The sequence below is a fragment of the Nostoc sp. PCC 7107 genome, from assembly GCF_000316625.1.
Lineage (GTDB): Bacteria > Cyanobacteriota > Cyanobacteriia > Cyanobacteriales > Nostocaceae > Nostoc_B.
On record NC_019676.1, the window covers coordinates 2,163,637 to 2,183,541 of the forward strand.

Consider the following 19,905-nt stretch of genomic DNA (forward strand, 5'->3'; position numbering starts at 1 on the left):
ATTTTAGTAAGAGCGCCAAAATATGATGAACGATTCTGCCCAAAATAGAGATTTGAATCCAAAACTAGATTTTAAAACAAAACTAGCTTATGGTGCGGGTGATTTAGGCCCGGCGATTACTGCCAATATTTCGATATTTTTCTTGCTAGTTTTTTTTACAAATGTTGCTGGTCTGCCGGCTGGTTTAGCTGGTAGCGTGTTGTTGATTGGCAAAATTTGGGATGCAGTTAACGATCCTTTTGTTGGAACTTTGACTGATAAAACAAAATCTCGGCGCTGGGGTCGTCGGCTTCCGTGGATGTTATATGGTGCGATTCCTTTTGGGATTTTCTTTTTCTTGCAGTGGATTGTACCGCAATTTAGTAGCGATCGCAGTACTAATATTTCGGCTTTGTTCTGGTATTACGTGGTAATTGGGTTGATTTCTCAGGTTTTTTACACTGTTGTGAATTTGCCCTACACAGCAATGACTCCTGAACTGACTCAAGATTATGATGAACGCACCAGTCTCAATAGTTTCCGGTTTACTTTTTCCATTGGTGGCAGTATTTTATCGTTGATTTTGGCGCAAATAGTTTTTTCTCAAATTGCTGACCGCCAACAACAGTATTTTGTTTTAGCGGTAATTTGTACTGTAATTTCCGTCATCTCTTTATATTGGTGCATTTTTGGAGTCCGCGATCGCATCTTAGCTTTTGAAGCCAAACGTATCCAAATTGCAGAACCGCCATCTCTACCATTTTTTGAACAATTAAAAATCGTTTTTACTAATCGACCTTTTCTATTTGTGATTGGGATATATCTTTTTTCTTGGCTAGGTGTGCAAATCACCGCCAGCATCATTCCCTATTTTGTTACTAATTGCATGGGTCTGAAAGAAGCAGATGTACCGACAGTGATGATTGCTGTTCAAGGTACTGCCTTAGTTATGTTGTTCGTCTGGAGTCATTTAAGTAAAAAAATTGGCAAAAAATTGGTTTATTTTCTCGGTATGAGTTTATGGATTATCGCCGCCGCCGGATTATTTTTCTTACAGCCTGGTCAATTAGTATTGATGTATATTATGGCGATGATGGCTGGCGTTGGTGTGTCTACAGCTTATTTAGTTCCTTGGTCAATGATTCCTGATGTGATTGAATTAGATGAACTCCAAACTGGACAACGCCGCGAAGGTATATTTTATGGTTTTATGGTTTTGTTGCAGAAATTTGGATTAGCTTTTGGGCTATTTTTAGTAGGTAACGCCTTACAATCTGCTGGTTTTAAAGAAGCTGTTGTTGGACAAACAACTCTACCTATTCAACCAGAATCTGCACTCACAGCTATTCGCTTTGCTGTCGGCCCCATACCAACTGTTTGTTTAATTTGTGGTCTAGTTTTGACATATTTTTACCCAATTACTCGTGAAATGCACGCAGAAATATTGTTAAAACTAAAAGAGCGTCGGGAAACACTGGAAAGCTAGGAATCTGGAATTTTTCCTAAACAAATGTTTTTCTGCACTATTTGAACTGAAATTATCTACAACAATGTGTTTTTAATACTCTATAACACCGAAATACCCGAATTTTTAAAGAAGTGGGGTATCTGAATCTTTCAATTTTTCCAAAATCAAACTAAATAGTTAGTAATTATGTGCCAACTGCTAGGGATGAATTGCAATGTTCCCACAGATATTTGTTTTTCCTTTGAGGGTTTTTCAGCACGGGGAGGCAAAACGGATGATCATAATGATGGTTGGGGGATTGCATTTTTTGAAGGAAAGGGATGTCGGCTATTGTTAGATGACAAACCTTCTGTTACATCTCCAGTAGCAGATTTGGTACGGCGCTATCCCATCCACTCTACCCATGTTATCGCCCATATCCGTAAAGCAACTCAGGGTGAGGTAGCCTTAAAAAACTGTCATCCGTTCCAAAGAGAACTTTGGGGTAGGTATTGGGTATTTGCCCACAATGGCAATTTACCAGATTTTCATCCCCAGAATATGGGTTTTTACGAACCAGTGGGAAACACTGATAGTGAGAAAGCATTCTGCATCATCCTAGAAACTCTACGAGAAGCTTTTCCGCATGGTAAACCTCCCTTAGACAAACTTAATTTTGTCCTGCGTCAAATTACGGCTGAAATAGCCAAAGTAGGAGTTTTTAACTATTTGTTATCGGATGGAGAACACTTTTTTGCCCACTGTTCCACGAAACTTACCTACATTGTGCGTCAAGCCCCCTTTGCAGCCGCCCACTCAATTGATCAAGATATGACTGTGGATTTTCGGGAGTTGACTTCGCCAAGCGATCGCGTCGCTGTCATTGCTACTACCCCTCTTACTGATAATGAAGTCTGGACAACAATCCAACCAGGAGAACTACTGGTTTTTCAAGACGGACTACCCCAAAAATAGCCAAAAAATAGATATATTTCTCGTAAAGATATGCGTTTTTAATAAATAATTTGTATTGTTATTCCAGTTAAATGGCTGATAAGCATTTTGCGCGTTTGCGTTTGCGTCTTAGAGAGTAGCAATCCCAATCTTTACGATTGCTACTCTGCGGGAAGCTACTTCGTTTCTACGATAAATTAAGCTTTTTGGGAATTTTTGCGTAAGTCCTATTTTAATCTAAAGTATAAGTTTTGATAAAAAATAATTTAAGTTTAAGCAAAATTTTTGATTTATTTTTTACTTTTAGGGGAATTATTCCATATCCAAACTTGGGCTGATATATCAAGATTTTGTATCATGCACAAGTTGTATTCAGGCGTTATAAATTGATTGTAAATTTTCGCAAAAAAATCGCATATCTACAAAAAAATTAACAATCTTTATTAACAACGAAAAATTACAAAAGCTTGAATAGTAATTATAAATCCTAATCACCATAAATAAAGGAATAGGTTAATAATCTTTTTATTTTTCATTCATGAATGGATCACATAATTATCCTGACAATATCTAACCAAGGCGACCGAACTAATACCCATTTTATTAAAGGGAATTTTTCTATTTACTTCCTGTAGCATATTTCTTCGCTATCAAAAAGTGAATAATACACAAATACAAGTATTGGTATGCTTATTTATATACCTTTGCTAATGACTGTAAAGAGTATGTAAAGATGCCTTTGGTGAGAATAGACACCTCAGTAAATATACAGTACAATTTCAATAAATTATTTAGATATTACCTAGCTACTAAGCTAAATAATCATGGGCAACAGCCCACAATGACATCATGGCAGTGCCTTTCTGTGTCACATACATCTTTAAGCTTGATTTGTCGATGCTTTATTAGCGATCGCTAATGATCAAAGGATGGTGGAAATAAAGCCTAAACATAAATGTTTGTGTTGGAATTCATAGAGGCACAGAAAGTGCAGAGATAACGGCTAAAAATATAATACATACCAATTTGAGAGAAACAATACAGCAGATAGCTTGCTATGAGTATATATTCACTCTGTGATCATGATCAAAGAGTATGGTACTTCGCTTGTATGAAAGATTAGTTTGGTTATTTAAGGGTTATTTAAGATTGTATTGTTTTGATGGTGCTGTTTGTCGCCTAGCTATATCGGAGAAAAGTTGCTCAGTTCTATATAAACTTGCTCATTTTACGAACAAACTGTTCCGATATTTTTAAGAGAATCATATTCAATAACACTTAGCAATCAAGCGGGGAAATAAATATGTTATCTCTGTGTGTTTTTGCAAAAATAGTAGGTAAAACTTTATAAAAAATTACTTTCATTATATTAGCTAATGTGCTTGAGTTAAATATGTTTGTACTTAGTTAATGCGACAGCAAAAGCCAACATTATGTTGCAAATTGTGCCTTGGAAATTTAACCAAATTGTATTGCTTCTACGCTTATAAAAACTATGCTAAGAGCGCCAATTTTGGCATAGTTTTGTCTTACAAAACAGCGCAAGCTGTAATTTAAAAATTTTCCAGTTACTGAAACAACAGATTTATTTTAGGTAAAAGTTATGGCAATTAATGGCACCAATGGCAATGATAATCTCATTGGCACCAATGGCGATGAGATTATTAGAGGCTTTGCGGGAAATGATACCCTCACAGGTAATGGCGGTGACGACATTCTAGATGGAGGCACTGGTGATGATACCCTTTCTGTTTATAGTTCATCTGGTAATAGCATTCTCAACGGAGGCAATGGTGACGATATATTAGATGCGGATGAATCAACTGGCAATAACGTGCTGAATGGTGGTGCTGGTGATGATTATTTGTCGGCAGTTGCTTCGTCTGGGATTAATACCCTCATCGGCGCAAATGGGGAAGATATTTTAAATGTCGATCAGTCAACCGGTAATAATGTGTTGAATGGTGGCAATGATGATGATGATCTTTCTGCCATTGCTTCCGAGGGGAATAACACCCTCAGCGGTGGTGCAGGTGACGACAGAATAATTGTGGATTATTCTGACGGAAGTAACCTACTTGAAGGTGGTGCTGGTAATGATGAACTGTATGCGATTGGCGCTGCTGGAAACAACATCTTCAATGCTGGGAATGGGGAAGACACCTTAAATGCGGACAATTCTATAGGTAACAATCGGCTCAATGGTGATGGGGGTGCTGATTATATTACAGCGATCGCTTCATCTGGTAATAACATCCTCTACGGTGGAGTAGGTGACGATACCTTAGATGTGAGTGACTCCACAGGGGATAACCAACTGAATGGGAATAACGGTAACGATACCCTGACAGCTTATCGTTCGTCTGGAGATAACACCCTCAACGGCGGTGCTGATGACGATTCATTAGATGTAGATGAATCAACAGGTAATAACATCCTCGATGGTGGCGCAGGTGATGACTTGCTTTCGGCGGTTGGTTCCGAAGGAAATAACACTCTCAACGGCGGTAATGGGGAAGATATATTAAACGTCGATCAGTCCATCGGCAATAACACCCTCAATGGTGGTGCGAATGATGATGATCTGTTTGCGGTTGCGTCTGAGGGCGATAACACCCTCAACGGTGAAGGCGGTAACGATAGATTAATTGCAGATCAATCCAGAGGTAATAACACCCTCGATGGTGGGAATGGGAATGATGAGCTTTACGCCATTGGTGCTTCTGGAAACAACACCCTCAATGGTGGTAATAATCAAGACACGTTAAACGCTGACAATTCCACAGGTAATAATACCCTCAATGGTGATGGGGGTGCTGATTATATTACGGCGATCGCTGCATCTGGTGATAACATCCTCAATGGTGGTACTGGTGACGATTCATTAGATGTGAGCGATTCCACAGGGGATAACCAACTGAATGGGAATAACGGTAACGATATCCTGACAGCTTATCGTTCGTCTGGTGATAACACTCTAAATGGCGGCGCAGGTGATGATTCATTAGATGTAGATGAATCAACAGGTAATAACATCCTTGATGGTGGTGCAGGTGATGACTTGCTTTCGGCGCTTGGTTCCGAAGGAAATAACACTCTCAACGGCGGTAATGGGGAAGATATATTAAACGTCGATCAGTCCATCGGCAATAACACCCTCAATGGTGGTGCGAATGATGATGATCTGTTTGCGGTTGCGTCTGAGGGCGATAACACCCTCAATGGCGAGGATGGAAACGACATCCTCAATGTAGATCAGTCCAGCGGTAATAACACCCTCAATGGTGGCGCTGGTGATGATGCGCTTTACGCCATTGGTACATCTGGGAATAACACTCTTGATGGCGGCGAAGGCGACGATACATTAAGCATTGATAATTCCACTGGTAATAACATCCTGAATGGTGGTGCAGGTGATGACGAGCTTTATGCCCTGGGTGCATCTGGGAGTAACACCCTCAATGGTGGCGATGGTGATGACGCAATCTACCTCAGTACTGCATTACAAGAATTAACACCACTTGCCGTACAGACAGTTGATGGTGGAGTAGGAGAAGATACTCTCTCTGTTGATTACAGCAATGCGACAGCAGGCATTACCTCTACATACAATGCTTTTACCAACAGCGGTAGAATCACCGCAGGTACTAACCGAGTTAACTACAGCAACATCGAAAGCCTAACGCTGATTGGTACAGCCTACAATGACAATATTGTGGGAACTAACGGTAACGATACACTTTCTGGTGGCAGTGGTGGCGATGATGTAATTAACGGCGGCGCTGGTGATGATTATATTTTCGCTATCGGCACATCTGGGAATCACAACCTCAACGGTGGCGAAGGCGACGATACCTTAGATGTCAGTGATTCCACAGGAGATAACCTGCTGAATGGTTACAACGGAAACGATAGCCTGACAGCTTATCGTTCATCTGGTGATAACATTCTCATTGGTAATGCTGGTGACGATACATTAGATGCAGATGATTCCAGTGGCAATAACACCCTCAATGGTGGGAGTGGTGATGATTACCTGTCGGCGATTGGTTCATCTGGTAACAACATCCTCAACGGTGGCGCTGGTAGCAACATCTTAAATGTGGATGATTCCACTGGCAATAACACCCTCAATGGTGATAATGCTGATGATTACCTTTATGCTGTTGCTTCCGAAGGAAATAATACACTCAACGCCGCAGGTGGTAACGACATCCTGATTGTGGCTCAGTCCACTGGCAATAACCTACTCTCTGGTGGCGTGGGTAATGATGAATTGTCTGCTATTGGTAGTTTTGGAATTAATACCCTCTACGGTGGCAATGGTAGCGACATATTAACCGTAGACTATTCCAGCGGCAATAACTTACTCTCTGGTGACAGTGGTAGTGATACCCTGTCGGCTGTGGGTGCGACTGGGAATAACACCCTCGACGGTGGACTTGGTAATGATACCCTCATCGGTGGTAATGGCAATGATTTTCTCATAGGTGGTAGAAATAACGATCTGATCACTGGGAGTGGCGGTGCAGATACTTTTGTCTTTAATAGTTTCAATGAAGGGACTGACACTATAACTGACTTCAGTATAAGTAATGACATCATTCAGATATCATCTGCTGGTTTTGGTGGCGGTTTATTAGCAGGTGCGCTGTCAATTAGTCAGTTTACTTTAGGAACATCTGCAACTACCGGTGATCAGCGATTTATCTATAACAATACTACCGGTGCGCTGTATTTTGACCAAGATGGCAATACTGGTGCATTTAGACAGGTGCAACTAGCACAAATATCTGGTACGCCTGCACTGGATTTCAGTAACTTTGTGATTGTTTAATAATTGTTGCAAAACTAATTATTCGATTTAAATAGTACAGAAAATCAAGGTTACGCCATCAGCGTAACCTTTTTTCTATTTATTAATGATTTGTGGAAGCGATCGCCAATCATAACCAAATATTTTACCTGTTGTAAAAAGCAAATATCCTATAAAAAATAAAGCTGAAGTTACTAGTAAAAGTAAGAGATTAACTGAAGCGAAAAGCCGCCCCGTAAATATCATGATGGCGATGCCTAATGCAATCAAAATCCAGCCTAGATTGGGGTTAATTCTTTGTTGACACAAAACAAAAATTCCGACAAAACATAAAATTACGCTCGGAAGACCGAAAAATATACCAATTCTAATATTTGCGGTGGAAATCACGATGCTGGCAACTATTAAAGTCAAACCTAATAGCTTAGTTGTTTTATCTACCACAATTGGTTTATTTTGTTTAACTAGTTGGGGTGAAATTTGAGTGATTTGAGCAGATGTCAGTAAATTTTGGGGATGTGTTGGGGAATTTTGGAAAATAAAAGTGACAGAATGTCCTTGCCCAAGGTCGATGCGATCGCCTATTTTTAAAGTATGTGTAATTCCCTGCTCTAGCTTGATATCGTTGAGAAAAGTGCCGTTAGCACTACCTAAGTCTTCAATCAAGTAATTGCTACCATCCACGATAATTTGAGCGTGAATGCGAGAAACTACCTCCGCATTTGGCAAACTAGAAACATCAATATCCGGCGGATTTTGATCATTTGGCTTGCCAACTCGAATCACTGTCAAGTTTGGCGGTAATTCAACAGCAGTGTTTGTCTGGACATGGAATAACTCTAAACTTAGCACTGTAGTAGTAATTTGATTGATATTTTGCATAGCTTACCGTTGTATCGCTATTTCTATGTTAGATAGTTTAAGCAATACTTCCCCGTTTGCGGGCTTCTTTATAAGAAGTACCAACATTTTTCAAGCCAGCTTTAATCATTTGTTTTTCTAAAAGGGCGAAGAACCGCGCTTTATCGCCACCTCTGACCACCGCTTGATTATGGGCTTCCGCGATCGCTACTGGGTAGCCATATCCTTTCTGTACTTGCGCCAACATTAAACCCAAGGCTTGATCCAACATTGCTGTATTTTCGACAACCCAAGCTGGTAATTCAATTCGGGCAATTTCCGTACCTACATGAACATAGCAAAAATAAATGCTTTGTCCTTCATAAAATTCTAAAATTCGGGCATTACTCCGCCATAAAGGGCCGCGTTGTCCTGGTTGAAGTTGAGTAGACCACAAAGATGTATCTCGTAAAGGTTCAAAAACTTTGCAAGGAACCTTTTCTAACTGGTTGGGACAATAACTCACACAGTCAGGGACTGGATGGGGACAAGCCATCAACCGCAAAAAGTTAATCCCTTCAACATTCCGCGAAGCACTCAGATAACCCATTAAGGGAATTCCCGCTTCCCGTAGTTGCTGCCAAGCTTGCAAAATCGGCGGTAAAATGCGATCGCGGGCATCTAGTGGTAACTGTTCCAAAAACCAATAAACTAAGGAACCATCTACCATTGCTAAGGTTGGCGCATCACTTTTAGCCGCACAGGCTAATTCAGCCAATACCGTTGCTTCACTCGTTGTCCGACAAAACCCCATCCATTCTTCTGTTCTAATTCCCCACTGACGTGACGCATATAAATCTTCGGGGCGGTAAAATACCTCTGGTAAACTATCAAGCAGTGGATGGCGATTTTGACCGTAGTGTAAAACAACTCTGCCGATATTTAAGAGATAGCAATAAGCAATTTCGTGGTGACTGGGTGCAATTTGTGAACCGTCTGTAGCGATGACAGTATGTACTTTAGGCGGAACAGGAATATCAATACGGGTTTCTAATGGCTCAATTGGGGTAGCATTAGCAAAAAGAATGCGATCGCGCCATTTCTCCTGACGTTCAATTAAATCTTGCTGACACTTATAAGCATTTATTAAATGTTGTTGGGCTAATTCTAAGCGCTGGCGACCAGCAACAGCTTCTAGTGATAGATGCTGACTTAAACCTTGCATTTGTCGCGCTAATTTTGTCAGGTCAAGCATAGATTTTTAGAGGTGATTCACCCTACTAAAGGCAGTATATAGAGACGCAAAATTTTACGTCTCTACAACTTGTTTACAACCAATCTGCGAAAGCCTTGGCAAACTGCGACAGCGATAGTAACTCAATCCGCTGATCATCTTGCGCCGCTTTCCTTTCTGGTTGGGTATTATAGCCCCAATCTGCTAAGAAAAGTTTGACATCTTCCAGATCAGCTTGCTGTTGAACTAATTGCAAAGTTTTGATTCTGTCTTCCACAAACCATAAACTAACTGGTTGTTGATTAGCTGTTTGAATTAACTCTCGCAGAATTTCATATTTGGGACGTTTCACCTCTTTGCCAAAAATAGCGGTTGCAGGCAAATTTACCCCTTCTTGTTGTAATAATTGCTGCACAAACCGCCCTTCTTTAGTAGTGACGATGAACAACTGCACATCACTAGCCACAGTCAATTTAATTTTTTCGATCACACCCGGATAAAATCTATGCAGATTCAGCCAGCCTTGTAAATCTGTCGCAATCCATTCATCCCGTATGTGATCTAGTTTTGCACCGATTTCTCTAGCCAGCAAATTATTTTTTAACAAAATTTGTGGCGTAATTGTTGTCCATTCCTGAAGAATTTGCTCATCAGACATTCCCTCTAACAAAGCTTTGATTAAAACAGGCATTTCCCAACCTGTTTCAATCACTGGTCTAAGGCGGTAAAATCTCAAAGCCAAGTCATCTGGTGGTGTATCGTTAGCTGGCGACCAAAGTTTACAGTAGGTACGCCATGCTACCTCAAAATATTCAATTAGTCCGTCGCAAATTACTCCGTCAAAGTCTAAGGCTAAAATTGTAGGACTATTGGCAGTCATAGTGTTGAGCATGAAAACTGATTTTGAAAGCTTACCTGAAAAATCAAAATATAGTAGTGATCTTTGTTAGTTTTTTGTCATTTATAATTTATGCAAAACAGATTCAGCTACGGTAAATTATTTTTCTTTTACCTTAATTCAGTGAAAATTGCTAAAATCCGCCAGTTTTAATTACGTTGATCCTGCCTGAATCAATATCTCTACAAAAAGAAATTAAAAAAATATTATTTACTTCTTTTCTTTGTGCCTGTGCGCCTGTACGTGAGGTAAATTAATACCCGGATTTAGTCCAAAAAATGCGAGTCAATACTCAACAAAACGCATATATAAAATTGGCGGCAAAATTATGATTACTCAATCCGAGACAACGACCTCACCTAAACTAATCATGGGCAATCAGGCTCCTGTTTTGGAAGTCAAAACCTTAGATGGAAACATTTGGAAATTATCTGACCAAAATCCTGAAAACTACACCATGATTGTGTTTTATCGAGGGTTACACTGCCCTATTTGCGAACAATATATTACTGATTTAGAGCAAAAACTGGATGCTTTCAAACAATTGGGTGTAGGAGCGATCGCCCTCAGCGGCGATTCCTTAGAAAAAGCGCAACAATTTCAAGCCAAAGCCAATATCCAACATCTCACAATTGGGTACAGCTTGACTCCCGATGAAATGCGCCGTTGGGGACTATATCTCACCAAAGGACATTTTGAAAGTGAACCCGCTTTATTTAGCGAACCGGCTGTGTTTCTCATCAAGCCCGATGGTCGCTTATACTTTGCAAACATCGGTACTCATCCCTTCTCTCGTGTAGATTTTGGTTTCCTACTACAAGGACTAGAGTACATCATTCCCAGAAACTACCCTTTCCGTGGAACCGAGTGGGAGTAATTTTTCGACTCGATTACCGTTAATTTTGTTGGTGATGTGGAGTGAGGGTAGACAGTTGTTCTATCCCTTACTCTACCGAGTCACTCGGTGTTTTTGAGTATTTTAATTGAATCCTCATAAATCAGGATTAGAACTTCATTGATGAGTGTTCACCGCAAGACTTTCGTACATCACTAACTAACCGCTAGGATGCCTGGCATCAATAAGTTTCATAACTTAAAATTTTAAATCGTTAAATGCCTAGTCTCAAACTTTCAGTGACTGGAGTCGAAATTGTTAAACAAGCGCGTAAAGAAAAAGCTTGGACGATTGACGACCCACGTTGGTTAGAAGCAGTAAGTCAAATTCTCAAACCTGAATGTAGTTGGGAAAATGCAGAAGTATTTGTAGCAGGGGTATCTTTACCAACATGGAAGCGTTTTCTTAGGGGCGATGGAATTGATGCTTCAGTGTTTAAGGCATTCTGTCAAGTTTTGGGTTTAAATTGGCAAGAATTAATCGATCGCCCTTTCAAATCACCTTCATCTAGCACCACTCAAATACCTGACATTCCCTTGTTTTTTGGACGAGATTACGAATTGGCGACATTAATCAAGTCCGTTGAGGACGGAACACGTCTGTTGGTGATTACTGGAATTGGTGGTATTGGTAAAACCGCTATAGCCACAAAACTAGCAGCAGCTTTGCAGCCACAGTTTAAGCAAACTCTCTGGTTTTCGGTTCATCTCACATCACTATCAACCCATACACCTAAAGCGTTAGAATCCCAAACATTGATGGTTTTTGATGGTTGGGATGAGATTCTCCGTGCTGGACAGTATCCTTTAGGAGCCGAATTTCTCCGCACGGTAGTGCAAACTACTCATAATAGTTGTGTAATTTTGACTAGTCGAGAGCAACCCGAAGGATTAAATATTTTAAGTGCAGCTGGTGCAGTTATTTTCCCTCTCGGCGGACTCATGGAAGGTGCAATTGAGCTTTTGCAACATCATAGACTTACTTTTAATGCTCAACAGTGGGTTGCACTAGTAAATCAATATGGTGGTAATCCTTTATTTTTGAATATGGCGGCTAATTTCATTCACGAATTATTTGCCGGGGATGTAGGAGAATTTTTAGCCTGTGGAACCATAGTCGCTGGAGAATTTGAGCCACTCGTGAGCGAATGGTTAAAGTATATTTCTCCTGTTGAAAAAATCCTGATTAAGTTTTTGACTACAAGCATCCAAGGATTCACCCGTGAAGAAATACTATTAAACCTAGCCAGTGATGCGACCAATGGAGATATTTTAAAGGCACTCTTATCATTAAAACGCAGAGGATTGGTAGAAACTATCAAAGATGGGGAGAAGGAGCGATTTTTTTTACAACTCGTGATTTTCAAATGCGTGCGACGTTTGTTTAATGAGTGAAGCTGACTCAACCACCGCCACCACCGCCACAGCCACCACCTCCACAGCCACCACCTCCACAGCCACCACCTCCACAGCCACCACCTCCACAGCCACCACCGTCACCACCGCCACCACCGCCACCTTTAGAACGATTATTAGAGCTACTGAACAAGAAGATAACAAGGAAAAATAACCAGAAAAGCCACCAAAATCCACTAGAATTAGGCTGAAACTGTGAATTTTGCCATTGAGGAGTCGTTACATTAGTACCTGTGCGATCAAATGTCACCTGAACTTCCAACTCATTTTTTGGTTTAATTGCTTCTTTAGCAACAAACTCAATGATTTTTGTATTCACTTGACGGATATCTGCGGATACTCCATAGCTCTGAAAATCTTTGATACTAGCAGCGAATTGTTCAGGAAGCTCTACGGTTACTTTTGCTTGGTTGATAGAGGCTTGACGATCAGCAAAGATAGCTTTCCAGTATACTTTTGCATTATTGTCATTTACGTGTAATCCGCCAATAACACGGTATTTCAAAACAAAAGTATGACTTTCAGGCGGGTTGAGTTGATGTTCCCAACGAATCCAAAGTTGATTGTTTTCAACTCCTGTTGCGGTAGGTAATAATTTACCATTTTCTGATACGGAAACTTCGGTAATTTTGTCTAATTTATCAATAGGAATATAGCGGTAACGTTGATTTTTATAATCTCCCGTAAATGTATATTTTTGCATTTCAGTAATTAACATATCGCCGTTAGTTTGGACGGCAATATTAACATTCATAAATTCCCAATAGAATGGCGGTGATTGTGCTGTGGCATGATTAATCGAAAGTCCTAGAATCAGAAATAGACCAAGACAAAATAGACACAATCTTTGGATGTGTTTAGTCCACATATTCAGAAATCCCAACAATAAATTATTCCAAATAGCTTGTTAGTATGGTCAATCTATAGGAATCCGATTTGATTTGGAGAAAAAATCTAAGTACGACCGTACGCCCCTACCGTTGGGGAACATGAAGTACGATCGCCTATCACCCTCGTTCAAAAATCAAATATGATTCCTATATTTGTTCAAAAATCAAGTAGGAATCCTATAGTGATGAAAAAGCCTTAAGTATTAACGAAAATATCTGCATTGGTTAAAGACAATCCAGCACTGAGTGTAGCAAATTGGATTCTGGCGATCGCGCCTGTACCATCGGCATCAAAGAACAAGCCGCCTGTTACATTGTTATAAATAAATCTCTGACTACTTGTAGTTGCTGCTGCACCAATGACAAATCGATTAGCCGCGATCGCTGCACCAGTTACTAAGCCTCCTCCAAAACCAGATGCAGAGACGAAAATAGTATCATCAATGACACTAAAATCAGTAATTCTATCAATGCCTTCAGTCCGGGAATTAAAATTAAAGCTATCTCTTCCCAAACCACCAGTGAGTGTATCGTTACCTGCACCAGCAGTGAGAGTATCATTACCTGCACCGCCATTGAGTGTGTTATTCCCACTGTTGCCTGTAATGGAGTTGTTGAGAGTGTTGCCAGTGCCATTAATGGCGGCTGTACCTGTCAAAATTAGGTTTTCTAAATTGCTTCCCAAGGTGTAACTGATGGAGGTGCGAATCGTATCTGTACCTTCATTCGCGTTTTCTATAACCACATCTCCGATGCTATCAACAGTATATGTATCATTGCCAGCACCACCATTGAGAGTATCATTACCTACACCACCATTGAGCGTGTTATTCCCACTGTTGCCTGTAATGGAGTTGTTGAGAGTATTGCCAGTGCCATTAATGGCGGCTGTACCTGTCAAAATTAGGTTTTCTAAATTGGCTCCCAAGGTGTAACTGATGGAGGTGCGAATCGTATCTATACCTTCATTCGCGTTTTCTATAACCACATCTCCAGAGGTATTAACTATATAGGTGTCATTATCTCTGCCACCTCGAAGGGTATCATTACCTGCGCCACCGTCAAGACTATCATCACCTCTACCACCAGATAAAACGTTAGCAGCACTATTACCAATAATTGTGTCATTACCATCGCCCCCAAAGGCATTTTCGATGATAGTTCCTGTATTGATAATTAACGTAGTTCCATTGAGAATACTTGTAGAACCTGCATTCAGGTCTAGGTAGGAGTTGGAAGTAATCGCCGCAGCATTAATTGTATCTGTACCAGTATTATCACTCGGTGTAGTAGTGCCATAAAAGCCATACTCATTGGTGTAGAAATAAGTATCATTGGCAGTATCTGTATCTCCGTATAAACGTAAATTCCAACTATTAAGAATACCAGTATCTGAGAGGAATAAATCCTGAATTCTCAGTGTCCAGTTACCTGCACTGCTTTCTCCCCAATGTTGTGAGCTAGAGAGTTTAAACACAATATTGTCTCCAGAGTCCCAGCCATCGCCTGGTTGATTGATCAAACGGCTGATGGTTCCACTAGGAGAAATCAAATCAACAACCAAATCACCTCGATAAGAATGAGTCAGATTAAGTTCTACTTCCACCCAATCAACATCTAAACCAGCAGCAACAGTAAAGGTGCTACTAATTCCGCCTGTATTGCTATCTGGGATAACCAAGCCTAAATTACCAGAGCTGTAAGAAAGAGACTGCTCGTTGCTAAACACACTCTGCTTTTGCCAAGTTTCTGCCAAACGCACAGCAGCATGAGCATCTACTAAACCAAATCCATAGTCGTGGCTGACGTGTAAACCACCACCATTGAAGTTGTTAGCGCCGTTAATTTGCCAAATATAATTTCCACCTTGGTTATAAAAATCGTTTTGACGAGCAGAATAGGCGAGAATTTCTTGGATGTCTCGATAACCTAAATTGCGATTGGCTTCTAGTAAAAGAGCCACTACCCCAGAAACTTGCGGTGCGGCTGCGGAAGTGCCGTTAAAACTATAATTGTAGTCTTCAAAACTATAGCCATCTGATCCTTGACGATCTGTTGTGACAATACTGCCATCATACCCACTACCAAAAGCCGAAACTAGAATAGATGCACCAGGAGTACTATAGGGACTGGCAAAGCCATTATGATCAAGTGCAGCTACAGTAATTACCTGACGGGAGTTTTGAAAGTTGTGATAGTTAGTATTATCTCCTTCTTGACGGCTATTTCCGGCGGCAAATACGATCGCCGTTCCTAATCCATTACGTCCATTTGTAACAGCATTGGCGATTGCTTGTCCTGCTTGTGGAATAGTATAAAAATTATCGGCAAAAAAACCGCTAACACCCCAACTATTATTGACAACATCAAAGCTTTCAGCACGCCACAAAGCGCCAACTACATCACCCCCAAAACCAATAGCCCTGATACCACTAATTGTTGCATTAAAAGCCACACCCACAGTGCCAACTCCATTTGCTTCGGATGCAATGATACCTGCTACTGATGTGCCGTGACTATCAATTGCATTTCCGAAAGGATCGAAGTTTTGCTCAATAGTGTCATAATCTCTAGTCGTATCGTAATTATTATCTAAATCGTAGTGTGTGTAATCAAATCCATCATCAATCACACCAACAACAACACCACGCCCTGTATAGTCCTCCCAAACATTAACCACATTGAGATCAATACCAGGAGTACCACCAGATTGACCTTGGTTATATAAATACCATTGATTTGGAAATAAGGGATCGGAAGGAATAGTAGTCATAGATTTGTTGTGCTAATAGTAAAAATGCTTGAATTGGGCTAAAGCCTATTGAGTTTTATTTGATGTGCGTTACTGAATATTGTTTAATTGGCAAGTTTCGTGGCTTGTGGAGTTTCTGCTTGAAGACCAGTAATTTTTTCTAACTGCGATCGCATTTCTCTACCAGTACCTCGCCCAACAAATATCCTTAAGTAATCCATACTTTGTTGTTCCTGGCTCGTATCTTCGGGAGTAGCTGACGCGTAATTAATTTGAATTTCCGAAATTTTTTTATTTGGAGTTAATAGGAACCCAGTAATTCCAAATAAAAGTGTATTGACAACCCTTGCATCAGTATTATCTTTTTCATCTTCACGATACTCAATTCGACTAATGTTATTGGGGAAAATCTGTATTATTCGAGTAGATTTTTTATCGTTGATTATTTCTAGTCTCTCGCCCATTTCTTGATAGACTGTAATTCCTGTTTCATTCACATTTATTTTGCAATTTCCTCGTTTTTCTAGGTCATGTTTTTTTAAAATACAATCACCTTTTTTTCCTGAGCGATTATCCAAAGATATAGGTGCTTCGTAACCCTGACATCGAGAATTGAGGGGAAAGCTAGAACATAATTGGTATAACTCTTTTGCATTTAAAGCATTGACTGGAGCAATAAAAACAGACTCAAATAATAGCAGGGAAAAAAATACCCCCGCAGCAATTTTACGTGTTGGCATAGCTTTTAAAAGAAGAAAGATTAAGATGAAATATTTCATTGATTTTCAGCTTAGATATATTTGCCATTTCGCTGATATTTTTTGACAAAATCTAGCTCATTTTTGGTTAAAATTCCAAAGACTGCGATCGCAATCTGCCATGAAAGCGACTTTTTGGTGAGTTGGCTCATATTTCACATCGAACTTGGAATAACCCAATTAGAAGGTATTTAACTTCAGTCAAGCCAGTTCAATTTCGGTTCTTCTTCTCACTGGACTAAATCTGAACTTGACAAAAGCTAAATAATATGTGTTTTAGACAAGTACTCAGCGTGAATAATTATCATTGGGATAAAGCAGAGGACAGGGAGTTTCTTAGCTGGGGGAGAAAGGTTTTGAGTTTTGTTTACTTTTCTTAACGCAGTTTATTTTTACTGTGCCGACTTACTTAAACTCAAATATTTTAAGTGTTTTAATTTACAGGCAACAATAATTATGGGATTGTAGAAGATCAATAGCATTAGAAATTTCCGAAAAATAATGTAGAGGTAAAGCAACGCTCCATCTCTACAAGGTTTCTGGATAAACCGTATTTAAATTCGGTCTATATCTAATTATTTGCTTCTCACCTAAATTTATGGTGTACTGCATTAACCCCGATTGTTCGCAGCGAGAAAATTCTGATAATTGCGCGGTATGTCAAAACTGTAAAACGCCGCTCATCCTGCAAAATCGCTACATAATTAAACAGCCGTTGCAGGTTGACAAATATCGCTATGCAGAAGTATTTGAAATCGAAGATCTACTTGATAAGAATAAACTTAAGATTCTGAAATCTTTAAAGCAAGTTACTCCAAAATTATTACGCCTATTTGAACAAGAAGCATCAATACTAATAAGTTTGCGGCATCCTGGTTTACCTGTTGGAGAAATTTTATTTCCCTTAATTTTAAATACAGGTCGCCAATTACGCTGTTTAGTAATGGAAAAAATACCTGGAGATAATTTGCAGAATTGGTTATCTCGCAATCAATATGTAAAATCTTATAAAACCGTCATAAATTGGCTGAAGCAATTAACACAAATTCTCCAATTCGTTCATGATAACCATTTTTTTCATCGAGATATTAAGCCTGCGAATATTATGCTTTGTCCCAACGGTAAGCTGGTTTTAATTGATTTTGGTACTGCCCGTCAAGTAACACAAACTGTGATTAATAATCAGGAAGTAACCGTAATTATTTCTCCGGGTTATACTGCGCCTGAACAATGTGATGGTCATGCTGTGCTTCAGTCAGATTTTTACGCTTTGGGACAAACTTGCATTTATTTACTAACAGGTAATAACCCAACTAAGGCTGATCATAAATCACATAATTGGTATAACAATGTCAAAGATCAAGAAACCCCGAAAAGATTAATCGAGTTAATTCAGATGATGACAAATTCTCATCCTCATCGTCGTCCAGCAACAACTCAAGTTATTCTTAATAAAATTAGTCAAATTGAGACAAATCCGCAAATTCAATGGCGACAATTTTTATTAATTGGGGCTTGTGGCGCTTTAGTCATCCTGGGAACAAAATGGCTTTATAAGATAGTTACTACACTGAGGACTTGTGACTATATCGAAGGCGATCATCTTAGTTGTGGGGAAGAAAGCTTAATTCCTCAAAGCTTTTGGCAATCTAATCAACCTCCAGCAGCCAAGCAATTAGCCATTGATGAATATCGGAGCAAAAATTTTGCGGAAGCAGCGCGTTTATTTGAAATTGCCTTCAATAAAGAAACAGATCCGGAAACTCTAATTTACTGGAACAATGCCAAAATTCAAACACAATTTCCAGCCAGTAAAATTCACACCATCGCAGCAGCAGTTCCCTTAGAACGTAGTACTACTGTTGGGTTAGAAATACTGAGAGGTATAGCTCAAGCTCAGACTGAGCTACTAAATAAACAACCCTCCTTACCTTTAAGAATTATCATTGCTGATGACAGTAATCGAGATAACAGCAAAGCCGGAAATAATGCTCGCAAAGTTGCCCAAAATTTAGTAAAATATGAAGACTTACTAGGAGTTTTAGGTCATTACAGTAGCGATACAACTAAACAAGCTTTACCTATTTATGGCCTAGCACAAATAGTTTTAATCTCTGGTAGTAGTACTTCCACTAATCTCAAAAGTCCTTTTTTTTTCCGTACTATCCCTAGCGATCGCATTAGCGCCCAAAAAATTGCCAGCTATTTGTTCTCGCAATTCAAACAACCTCAAGTAGCAATTTTTCTTAGTGAAGAGAGCGAGTATACCCAATCTCTATCAAAAGCTTTTCGAGAAGAGGTAAAATCTCTTCAAGGTAAAGTTCTTGACCACCAATCAGGCTTTAATCTCGCAATGGATAGTTTTGATGCCGAAAAAGCCTTAAATCAAGCCCAAACCCAAGGCGCAAACGCCATTTTGTTAATTCCTGATGCTGGAGTCGGATTGTATAATGCGATTCCCCATGCACTACAAGTAATTGAAGCAAATGTCAACGGAGTGCAAATTGTTGTAGGTGATAGTCTCAACAGATCAGACTTACTTACATCAGGTAAAGTTATATCTTCACCAGCAATCGAACAGACAGTATGGTCGATCGCCTGGCATCCTATAAATAACATTAACTCCCCGTTTGCACAGCAAGCTCAAACCATCTGGCGAATCGATGACAAAACCTTCTCCAGTAATACACAAATCACTTGGCGAACCGCAACTACCTACGATGCAGTCATGGTAATCAGTAAAGCCATAGCTCAAAAACCGACTCGGTTAGGTATTCAGCAAATTTTGGCAGACAAGAATTTTGCGGTTACAGGGGCGACTGGCATAATTCAATTTGAGGGGAGCGATCGCAAAAATGCTACAGTCACAATACTTTCAGTCCGGCGCAAGTGCAATTCTAGTGATTTTGTTTTTGTCCCAGGCGATCGTCCTCTGAAATGCCAGTAATCCTATCGTAACAAAGAAGTCATGTTTACTTTCATCGACGAAGCGGAATGAGGCAAGCAAGCAATTTTGGCGAATCTAAT

The 19,905-nt window shown here is 39.8% G+C and carries 12 protein-coding genes; 6 read left to right on the plus strand and 6 right to left on the minus strand.

Annotated elements, in window-relative coordinates; translation table 11 throughout:
- The first annotated feature begins 25 nt into the window (after window positions 1–25).
- The 3 genes from NOS7107_RS09335 (at window position 26) to NOS7107_RS28535 (ending at window position 7,217) form a co-directional block, all read left to right on the plus strand.
- Window positions 26–1,465: an MFS transporter gene (locus NOS7107_RS09335; protein ID WP_044500672.1), complete on the plus strand. Its 1,440-nt coding sequence runs from the start codon at window positions 26–28 to the stop codon at window positions 1,463–1,465.
- Window positions 1,466–1,633: 168 nt separating this feature from the next.
- Window positions 1,634–2,401 carry a class II glutamine amidotransferase gene (locus NOS7107_RS09340; protein WP_015112732.1) on the plus strand — a complete coding sequence of 256 codons (768 nt, stop codon included), beginning with the start codon at window positions 1,634–1,636 and terminating at the stop codon, window positions 2,399–2,401.
- A 1,582-nt stretch (window positions 2,402–3,983) separates the two neighbouring features.
- Window positions 3,984–7,217, plus strand: coding sequence for a calcium-binding protein (locus NOS7107_RS28535; protein ID WP_015112733.1), 3,234 nt, complete (start codon window positions 3,984–3,986; stop codon window positions 7,215–7,217).
- 75 nt (window positions 7,218–7,292) lie between these two features.
- Here the strand turns inward: NOS7107_RS28535 and NOS7107_RS09350 are convergent, their stop codons facing one another.
- From NOS7107_RS09350 to NOS7107_RS09360, 3 genes are all read right to left on the minus strand, one after another.
- Window positions 7,293–8,078 carry an FHA domain-containing protein gene (locus NOS7107_RS09350; RefSeq protein ID WP_044499869.1) on the minus strand — a complete coding sequence of 262 codons (786 nt, stop codon included), beginning with the start codon at window positions 8,076–8,078 and terminating at the stop codon, window positions 7,293–7,295.
- Window positions 8,079–8,115: 37 nt separating this feature from the next.
- Window positions 8,116–9,291: a DNA double-strand break repair nuclease NurA gene (locus tag NOS7107_RS09355; protein ID WP_015112734.1), complete on the minus strand. Its 1,176-nt coding sequence runs from the start codon at window positions 9,289–9,291 to the stop codon at window positions 8,116–8,118.
- 73 nt (window positions 9,292–9,364) lie between these two features.
- The gene (locus NOS7107_RS09360; protein WP_044499870.1) at window positions 9,365–10,150 is read right to left on the minus strand and encodes an HAD family hydrolase; all 786 of its coding nucleotides are present in this window, start codon (window positions 10,148–10,150) and stop codon (window positions 9,365–9,367) included.
- 346 nt (window positions 10,151–10,496) lie between these two features.
- Between NOS7107_RS09360 and NOS7107_RS09365 the strand changes: the two genes are divergently transcribed.
- Together NOS7107_RS09365 and NOS7107_RS09370 are read left to right on the plus strand one after the other, a co-directional pair.
- The gene (locus tag NOS7107_RS09365) at window positions 10,497–11,045 is read left to right on the plus strand and encodes a peroxiredoxin-like family protein (RefSeq protein WP_015112736.1); all 549 of its coding nucleotides are present in this window, start codon (window positions 10,497–10,499) and stop codon (window positions 11,043–11,045) included.
- A gap of 236 nt (window positions 11,046–11,281) precedes the next feature.
- Window positions 11,282–12,457, plus strand: coding sequence for an ATP-binding protein (locus tag NOS7107_RS09370; RefSeq protein WP_015112737.1), 1,176 nt, complete (start codon window positions 11,282–11,284; stop codon window positions 12,455–12,457).
- A 7-nt stretch (window positions 12,458–12,464) separates the two neighbouring features.
- Here the strand turns inward: NOS7107_RS09370 and NOS7107_RS09375 are convergent, their stop codons facing one another.
- The 3 genes from NOS7107_RS09375 to NOS7107_RS09385 all read right to left on the minus strand — a co-directional run bounded on the left by NOS7107_RS09375 (window position 12,465) and on the right by NOS7107_RS09385 (window position 16,899).
- Complete coding sequence (locus NOS7107_RS09375) at window positions 12,465–13,346, minus strand: DUF2207 domain-containing protein (RefSeq protein WP_015112738.1); 882 nt, start codon at window positions 13,344–13,346, stop codon at window positions 12,465–12,467.
- A gap of 218 nt (window positions 13,347–13,564) precedes the next feature.
- Window positions 13,565–16,141, minus strand: coding sequence for a S8 family serine peptidase (locus NOS7107_RS09380; protein WP_015112739.1), 2,577 nt, complete (start codon window positions 16,139–16,141; stop codon window positions 13,565–13,567).
- A gap of 83 nt (window positions 16,142–16,224) precedes the next feature.
- Window positions 16,225–16,899, minus strand: a complete 675-nt coding sequence (locus NOS7107_RS09385; RefSeq protein WP_044499871.1) for a hypothetical protein — start codon at window positions 16,897–16,899, stop codon at window positions 16,225–16,227.
- A 577-nt stretch (window positions 16,900–17,476) separates the two neighbouring features.
- Here NOS7107_RS09385 and NOS7107_RS09390 point away from each other — a divergent pair.
- Entirely contained in the window at window positions 17,477–19,825 is a 2,349-nt protein-coding gene (locus tag NOS7107_RS09390; RefSeq protein WP_015112741.1) for a bifunctional serine/threonine-protein kinase/ABC transporter substrate-binding protein, read from the plus strand.
- Window positions 19,826–19,905 lie beyond the last annotated feature (80 nt).

Coding starts and splice junctions, on each gene's coding strand:
- NOS7107_RS09365 (WP_015112736.1), top strand. CDS start 10,497: ATGATTACTCAATCCGAGACAACGACCTCACCTAAACTAATCATGGGC.
- NOS7107_RS09390 (WP_015112741.1), top strand. CDS start 17,477: ATGGTGTACTGCATTAACCCCGATTGTTCGCAGCGAGAAAATTCTGAT.
- NOS7107_RS28535 (WP_015112733.1), top strand. CDS start 3,984: ATGGCAATTAATGGCACCAATGGCAATGATAATCTCATTGGCACCAAT.
- NOS7107_RS09335 (WP_044500672.1), top strand. CDS start 26: ATGAACGATTCTGCCCAAAATAGAGATTTGAATCCAAAACTAGATTTT.
- NOS7107_RS09375 (WP_015112738.1), bottom strand. CDS start 13,346: ATGTGGACTAAACACATCCAAAGATTGTGTCTATTTTGTCTTGGTCTA.
- NOS7107_RS09385 (WP_044499871.1), bottom strand. CDS start 16,899: ATGAAATATTTCATCTTAATCTTTCTTCTTTTAAAAGCTATGCCAACA.
- NOS7107_RS09380 (WP_015112739.1), bottom strand. CDS start 16,141: ATGACTACTATTCCTTCCGATCCCTTATTTCCAAATCAATGGTATTTA.
- NOS7107_RS09350 (WP_044499869.1), bottom strand. CDS start 8,078: ATGCAAAATATCAATCAAATTACTACTACAGTGCTAAGTTTAGAGTTA.
- NOS7107_RS09340 (WP_015112732.1), top strand. CDS start 1,634: ATGTGCCAACTGCTAGGGATGAATTGCAATGTTCCCACAGATATTTGT.
- NOS7107_RS09360 (WP_044499870.1), bottom strand. CDS start 10,150: ATGACTGCCAATAGTCCTACAATTTTAGCCTTAGACTTTGACGGAGTA.
- NOS7107_RS09355 (WP_015112734.1), bottom strand. CDS start 9,291: ATGCTTGACCTGACAAAATTAGCGCGACAAATGCAAGGTTTAAGTCAG.
- NOS7107_RS09370 (WP_015112737.1), top strand. CDS start 11,282: ATGCCTAGTCTCAAACTTTCAGTGACTGGAGTCGAAATTGTTAAACAA.